Annotated in this window: 6 protein-coding genes; 3 read left to right on the top strand and 3 right to left on the bottom strand. The window is 68.2% G+C overall.

Going from position 1 to position 6,943, the window contains the following annotated elements; genetic code table 11:
* Positions 1–110 precede the first annotated feature (110 nt).
* The 3 genes from RMCN_RS20560 to RMCN_RS20550 are packed head-to-tail and all read left to right on the top strand — an operon-like array spanning position 111 to position 3,612.
* Entirely contained in the window at positions 111–1,697 is a 1,587-nt protein-coding gene (locus RMCN_RS20560; protein WP_067393027.1) for a S53 family peptidase, read from the top strand.
* Positions 1,694–2,887 (top strand): zinc ribbon domain-containing protein, encoded by a 1,194-nt coding sequence (locus RMCN_RS20555; protein WP_067393025.1) that lies wholly within the window; start codon positions 1,694–1,696, stop codon positions 2,885–2,887. Before RMCN_RS20560 ends, RMCN_RS20555 begins: the two co-directional genes overlap by 4 nt.
* Positions 2,884–3,612: a hypothetical protein gene (locus tag RMCN_RS20550; RefSeq protein ID WP_067393022.1), complete on the top strand. Its 729-nt coding sequence runs from the start codon at positions 2,884–2,886 to the stop codon at positions 3,610–3,612. The genes RMCN_RS20555 and RMCN_RS20550 overlap by 4 nt, the downstream gene beginning before the upstream one ends.
* A 5-nt stretch (positions 3,613–3,617) precedes the next feature.
* Here the strand turns inward: RMCN_RS20550 and RMCN_RS20545 are convergent, their stop codons facing one another.
* From RMCN_RS20545 to RMCN_RS31110, 3 genes are all read right to left on the bottom strand, one after another.
* Positions 3,618–5,786 (bottom strand): elongation factor G-like protein EF-G2, encoded by a 2,169-nt coding sequence (locus RMCN_RS20545; protein ID WP_067393019.1) that lies wholly within the window; start codon positions 5,784–5,786, stop codon positions 3,618–3,620.
* A gap of 99 nt (positions 5,787–5,885) precedes the next feature.
* Positions 5,886–6,293, bottom strand: coding sequence for a TIGR03668 family PPOX class F420-dependent oxidoreductase (locus RMCN_RS20540; protein ID WP_064413794.1), 408 nt, complete (start codon positions 6,291–6,293; stop codon positions 5,886–5,888).
* Positions 6,293–6,865 carry a hypothetical protein gene (locus tag RMCN_RS31110; RefSeq protein WP_067393016.1) on the bottom strand — a complete coding sequence of 191 codons (573 nt, stop codon included), beginning with the start codon at positions 6,863–6,865 and terminating at the stop codon, positions 6,293–6,295. The genes RMCN_RS20540 and RMCN_RS31110 overlap by 1 nt, the downstream gene beginning before the upstream one ends.
* Positions 6,866–6,943 lie beyond the last annotated feature (78 nt).

The following is a 6,943-nucleotide window of genomic DNA, read 5'->3' as shown; positions in this document are numbered from 1 at the left end:
ACAAGCCGATTTTCTCAAGCAGGACAGGCACTTCCGTGCATTACACGCCCGTCATCAACCGATCATCACGAAAGATCGAGGCTAGCCGTCCACCGATCCGGGTTCGCACGGTGAGTCCGCGGCAACTCGGCGTGCTGGCGCTGATCGCGGCGGGCGTGTTCGTACTCGTCTCCGATCTGCGCCCCGCCTCCGTGCGCTCCGGCGGCGAGGTGATCGCCGGCCCGTACTCCTACCTGTTGGCGAGCTCGACCGATCTGGGAGCCTCGCGTGACAGCGGGGTGCAGTTGACGATGGCGTTGCGCGACGGGCACCGCCCCGCGGGGGTGTACGCCTGGGCGGACGGTCGCGGGCTTTCCGTGCGGTGGCGCCCCGGACATCAGTGGGCCGTGGTGGAGGGTCCGGCGGCATCGGTCGCCGATGCGTTCGACGTCGAGGTGCGTGACTACCGCGGGCGCCGAGGCCAGGTGTTCTACGCATCCCCGCAGCAGCCGGACGTGCCGGATGTGTTGCGCGACGAGGTCTTCGAGGTCGGCCGGATCCTCGGCTACGTGCCGCATCACACATCGCACATCTGGACGCTGCCGCTCGATGTTCCGGACAAGGGCCTGACGCCGGAGGCGCTGCGCAACACCTACAACGCCGCGCCGCTGACCGCGGCCGGCTACACCGGCAAGGGCACCACGATCGTGTTCTTCACCTTCGACGGGTTCGACCAGGCCGACCTCGACAGCTTCGCCGACACCTACGACCTGCCGCGGTTCACCCCCGAGGTGGTCGGTGAACTCGACGAACCGCGCGGCGAAGCCACGATGGACCTTCAGGTGGCGCACGCGGTCGCTCCCGATGCCCGCAAGGTCGTGGTCAGTGCCCTTCCGACCGTCACCGCCGACGGCGCCTTCGAACGCATCGGCCAGATGCTCGAGGAGACCGACCGTCGGTATCCGGGCGCCGTGTGGAGCTTCTCCATCGGATGGGGCTGCGACAAGCTGATCACCGCCGCCGACCTCGCCCCCGTGCGGTCGGCGCTGGCCACCGCGCAGTCACACGGCACGACGGCGTTCAACGCCAGCGGTGATCTCGCGGGGCTGGAGTGCAAAGGCGGCGACGACTGGTCCTCGCCGCCGGGTGAGTCCGACATCGGCCTGGACTCGATCGCCTCGCTGCCGGAGATGACCGACGTGGGCGGCACCACCCTGTCCACGGACGGCGAGGGTCGGTGGCTGTCCGAGCAGGCGTGGTTCGACGTGCCGCTGTCGGTGGGCACGGGCGGTGGGGTCTCGGCGGTGTTCGACCGTCCGGACTGGCAGCGCCAGGTGTGGCCCGACCGCGACACCGACCGCCGGCTGACTCCGGACGTCGCCGCCGTCGCGGACCCGTTCACCGGCGTGCGCATCGTCTTTGCGCAGACGCCGTTGGTCGGTGGCGGCACGTCGCAGTCGGCACCGATCTGGGCCGGCCTGGCCGCTGTGATGAACCAGTACCTGCTCGCCAACGGGGGCCGCCTGCTCGGCGACCTGAACCCGCTGCTGTATCGCATCGCACGGGGGGCCCCGCTGCCGGCCTTCCGCGACGTCACCCTCGGAGGTAACGCGGTCGCGGACGCCCTTCCCGGCTACGACCTGGTGACCGGCCTGGGCACCCCGGATGTCGACAACCTCGTGCGCAACGTGCTCATCCTCCAGAAGGCGGCAACGTGAGCACCGGCGACGACGACACCGTCCCGACCGCGGAGTGCCGGGTCTGCAAGACCGACGTGCCGGCCGGCGAGTACTGCGGGCTGTGTGGTTGTCACCTGACACCGCGGCCGCGGGAGGGCCCGGATTGGTTGCGCCCGCTCGATTTCAGCGCCGCGCCCAACGAACACCTCCTGCAGGTCTCGGTCGCGAGCTCGCTGTTCCCGCACCTGCCGCAGCGGTCTCGCACCGCGTTCCGGATCGGACTGCTGGTGTTGGTGGCGGCGCTCATCGCTTTCACACTGCTGCGGTTACCCGCCGCCGTGGTGACCGTTGCTGCGCTGGGTCTGCCGCTGCTGTTCGTGCTGTATCTGCGCGAGTCGGATGCGTTCCGCGACTTCCCCGTTGGCACACTGGTTCTCACGGTCGTCCTGGCAGTGGGACTCGCGGTCGGCTGGGCGCTGTTGACCGGTGCGATGTTCGCCAAATCCTATGGTGTCGCGTTGGGTTCGGCGATCGTCGGCATGCGCATGCTGAGCATGGGCATCGTGGTTCCACTCGGCGGGGTCGTTCTGATGTTGTTGCCCGCCGCGATCATTCGCGTGACCCGTCCATCGTCACGAGAAGCATTGGACGGCTTCATGATCGGAGCGTTGGCGGCGTTGAGCTTCTCCGCGGCGGCAACGCTCACGCGGTTGGCCCCGCAGTTCGGCACGGGTGTGGTGAGCAAACGGCCCATGGAGAGCCTGCTGGTCGAGGCGGGTATCCGGGGGCTGGCGGCGCCGTTGATCGCTGCGGCGGCCGGTGGACTGATCGGTGCCGCACTGTGGTTCACCCGGCCACCGAGCAAACGCGATCAACGCCCCGGTGTCGTGCGCGCGATGCTGATCGGCTTCGCCGCCGCGGTGCTCATCGTGTATGTGTCTCTCGGCCTGATCGACGTCGCCCGTTTCCCGCAGGTGCTGATGCTGGTGCTGTACCTCGCGTTGGCGGGGGTGGCGCTGCTGCTGCTGCGGCTGGGTCTACACCTGGCGTTGCTGCACGAGGCGCACGACGAGATCCGCGCAGAGGAACCGCTGTTGTGCCCGCACTGCGGACACGTCGTGCCGGATATGGCGTTCTGCCCGGCATGCGGGGTGGCGACCCGCGCGTCCTCGCGCTCGTCACGCAGGGCGCGGCGCGAATCGCGGCCGGTTCGCGGTGACCCGGAATGAGCGCGCCAACGAACTTCTTTCCCGGCTACGCGGTTCCGGCCGGCGCGTACGCGGCCGCCGCGCCGCGGCGCACCTCGCGCAGTCGGCTGGTGCTCACGTGGTTGGTCGCGATCGTGCTGATCGCCGCCGCGCTGGTCGGGGTGTCGGCGATGATGGCCAAGCCGCCGGTGCGCTACGTGTGCCCGCCCGACTGCGGGCGTCCACCGACCGGCACGCCGGTGTCCATCAATCCTCGCTTCACCTCGCCGGACGGCGCGTTCTCGGTGTCCTATCCCGCGCCCGAGTCGGCCTACCGGGTGAGCACCAAACCCAACGGTGTGACCGCCGAACTGCTCGCCGGGGACGGCGGGACTCTGCAGTTGTTCAGCGAACCCGCGGCGGGCCGATCTGCACAGGAGATCGCAAAGTCGTTGGTGAAAGCCACTTTTCCCGACACCCAAACCGCATATGCGATTCCCAACGCCATGGTCGGCTTCCATCCGGGATACGGCGAAGTCGCCGACTGTTGGCCACAGGGCGCCAACAGCAGCTATCTGCGCATGCGGGTCCTCGTAGTGGCCGCGGTGAAGAACGATCTGGCGTTGGTGGCGGCGGCCGTGGGGCCGTACCACCAGTTCAGCCCCGACTTCGGGTTCGGCAAACCGTCCGGAGCCAATCTCCAGATCGCCCTGGATATGGGCAAATACGTCAACAGCTTCAGTTGGCGTGGGGACCGGCCCCGGTGATGTGCTCAGACCGCTGATGCAACTTTGGCGGCAGCGTGGTCGGGCATCGGGTCGTAGCGGGCGAAGGTCCTGCTGAACGTGCCGGCTCCGTGGGCCAGCGAACGCAGATCGATGGCGTAGCGGGTGAGCTCGACCTCGGGGATCTCGGCCTTGACCAGTGTGCGGTCGTCGCCGACCTTTTCGGTGCCCAGCACGCGGCCCCGTCGCCCGGCCAGATCGCCCATGATCACGCCGACGAAGTCGTCGGGAATCAGCACCGTCACTTCGTCGACAGGCTCCAGCAGGTTCACCTTGGTCGCCGCGGCCGCTTCCCGCAGCGCCAGCCCGCCCGCCATCTGGAAGGCGAAGTCCGACGAGTCGACACTGTGGGATTTGCCGTCGAACAGCGTGACGCGGATGTCGACGACCGGGTAGCCGGGTCCGACACCCTTCTCCATCTGCGCCCGAATGCCCTTTTCGACGCTCGGGATGAACTGGCGGGGTACCGCGCCGCCGACGACCTTGTCGACGAACTCGAAACCGGAACCTTCAGGCAGCGGCTCGACCTGGATGTCGCAGACCGCGTACTGGCCGTGCCCGCCCGACTGCTTGACGTGGCGGCCGTGTCCTTTGGCCTTGCCGCCGAACGTCTCTCGTAACGGGATGCGTAACTCGACGGTGTCGACGGCGACACCGTAGCGTCGGGAGAGCGCGTCCAGGACGACGTTGGCGTGCGCTTCGCCCATCGTCCACAGCACGATCTGGTGCGTCTCGGGGTTCTGCTCGATGCGCAGGGTCGGATCTTCGGCGGCCAACCGTTGCAGACCGCCCGACAGTTTGTCCTCGTCGGTCTTGGCTCTGGGCTGCACCGCGATGGGCAGCAGCGGTTCGGGCATGCTCCATGGCCGCAGCACGAGCGGATCGGACTTGTCGGACAGCGTGTCGCCGGTCTCGGCCCGGCTGAGTCGCCCGATCGCGCAGATGTCGCCGGCGATCACCGAGGGGGCGGGACGCTGTTGCTTGCCCAGGGGAAAGGACAGCGACCCGATGCGCTCGTCTTCGTCGTGGTCCTCGTGAGTGGCGAGCGAACCGGTCAACGAGCCGCTACCGCCGAAGAACGACGAGAAGTGGCCGGACACATGCACTGTCGAGTCGGGCGTGATGGTTCCCGAGAACACCCGGACCAGGCTGACCCGTCCCACGTAGGGGTCGGACGTCGTCTTGACCACCTCGGCCAGAAGCGGGCCGTTCGGGTCACACGGAAGCTCGGCGCGCGGTTTGCCCTGCGGCGTGAAGACCTCGGGCAACCGGTGCTCGGGCGGTGAGGGAAAGCCGGCGGTGATGATTTCGAGCAGTTCGAGCGTGCCGACGCCCGTGCCGCTGCACACCGGAAGCGCGGGGAAGAACGTCGCCCTGGCGACGGCCTTCTCCAGATCGTCGATGAGCACCGACTGGTCGATCTGTTCGCCACCGAGGTAACGCTCCATCAGCGTCTCGTCCTCGGATTCCTCGATGATGCCCTCGATCAGGGTGCCGCGGTGTTCGGTGATCGCGTCGGCGTACGAGCCGTCGGGTTCATGGGTGGCGGTGCGCTTGCCGTCGGCGTATTCGTAGTGCGTCTGCGACAGCAGGCCGATCAACCCGGTGCAGGGCGAATCGGCGGGCAGGTACAGCGGAAGCACCTTGTCGCCGAAGGCCCGCTGCGCGGCGGCCAACGCGTTGGGGTAGTTCGCGCGGGCATGGTCGAGTTTGGTGATGACCACGGCGCGCGGCATGCCCACCTGGCTGCATTCGAGCCACAGCGCCTTGGTGGGTTCGTCGACTCCTTCGTTGGCGGCGATGACGAACAGCGCACAGTCCGCGGCTCGTAACCCCGCCCGCAGTTCCCCGACGAAATCGGCGTAACCGGGAGTGTCGATGAGATTGACCTTGATGCCGTCGTGTCGCAGCGACGCGAGTGCAAGGCCCACCGAACGCTGTTGGGAGATCTCGGCTTCGTCGCTGTCGCAGACCGTGGTGCCGTCCTGCACGGAACCCTGTCTGGTCAGGACTCCCGCGGCCACCAAAAGTGCCTCGACGAGTGTTGTTTTGCCGCCACCCGATGGGCCCACCAGCACCACATTGCGGATGGCGGCCGGACTGTCCGCGGTCGGGGCGGCTCCGGCGCCCTGGGAATGTGTCGTCTTGTCAGCCATGACGTTCCCTTCCACGACGGCTGCGCTGCCGCCAAAGTGTGTGTTAGACCACAATTCCCCTAACCGACAGCCAGCACAAGGGCTTGACCGAAATCGCGCTCAGGCCTGCCACGAAGCCCACTTGGTGATGGTCACGCTGACCACCGGGCCGTCGAGGGCGATCCGCTCATACTGCGGATACTTGTTGCGCAGCAGCGCGTACCCGGTAGCCAATTCTTCGCCGCTGTAGTGGATTTCGGCGCTGCCGTCGACACGCACCCACCACAGCTGCGTCCAGTCGTCGTCGTAGTGGTCGGCGAGCACACTCACTTGCGGGTTGCCCTCGATGTTGCTCAACCGCCGCAGATTGCGCGTCGACTTCCGTTTGGCGTCGACGGCGGTGTAGACGGTTCCGGCGTGCACGGCGAACACGACGGGCACCAGGTGTGGTGCTCCTGCGGGTCCCACGGTGGCGAGCGTCGCGACGGGCGCCGCGGCGAACATGGCCTCCGGATCGAATGCGTCCATCACCGCTGGCTGGGCCGCTGCGGCGCGACGCTGATCGGTGACCGGGTCACCGGTGTGCGCGTCACCCCGATCTCCGGGTCGCGGCCGGTCCTGGTCGGAGGGGTGCGCGGCCGGTAGGTCGCGGGCGGCGGAGGGGCGACCGGCGCCGCCGAGGTCTCGACGCGCGGCGGTGGAGCCGGCCGCGGCGGCGGCGGGGTGCTCGGTGATTGCGGTGACGTGCGCGCCGGTGCCGTGGTCTGAACGGTCGGGCGGACCGGTTCGGGCTCCCGGTCGGCGGGCTCGCCGGGCGCGCCGAAGACCAGCAGGACAGCGGACACGACGAGCGCGACGGCCGCGATCGCGGCGGCGAGCAGAAGGCTGAGATTTCGTTTCGTGCGGTACCAGGGCGGCGGGGCGGGCGCGAAATACCAGGAGTTCTCGTCGAAGGCGTCGAACAGCATGTCCCGGCCCGGCACCTTGGCGGGGTCGAAGACCTCCGCGTCCGCATCCGCCCCTGAATCGGCGGCATCGGCGACATCGACCGGGTCGTCTATGAGGTAGTCGAAGTCCCCCGAAACTTCGCGTCGCGCCACACGAGAATGCTAACGCCGGGCAAAGGTGGCGGCCTGGCAAAGTCCGGTGGAAGTCCGGTGGAACTTGCGCGTCGCCAC

The sequence above is a fragment of the Mycolicibacterium novocastrense genome, from assembly GCF_001570485.1.
GTDB lineage: Bacteria > Actinomycetota > Actinomycetes > Mycobacteriales > Mycobacteriaceae > Mycobacterium > Mycobacterium novocastrense.
Note: the sequence above shows the minus strand (reverse complement) of the source record. Positions and strands in the feature narration are given on the sequence as shown.

Bases quoted from the DNA above. Each gene is read 5' to 3' on its own strand.
- RMCN_RS20550 (WP_067393022.1), top strand. From the start codon at position 2,884: ATGAGCGCGCCAACGAACTTCTTTCCCGGCTACGCGGTTCCGGCCGGC.
- RMCN_RS20545 (WP_067393019.1), bottom strand. From the start codon at position 5,786: ATGGCTGACAAGACGACACATTCCCAGGGCGCCGGAGCCGCCCCGACC.
- RMCN_RS20540 (WP_064413794.1), bottom strand. From the start codon at position 6,293: ATGGACGCATTCGATCCGGAGGCCATGTTCGCCGCGGCGCCCGTCGCG.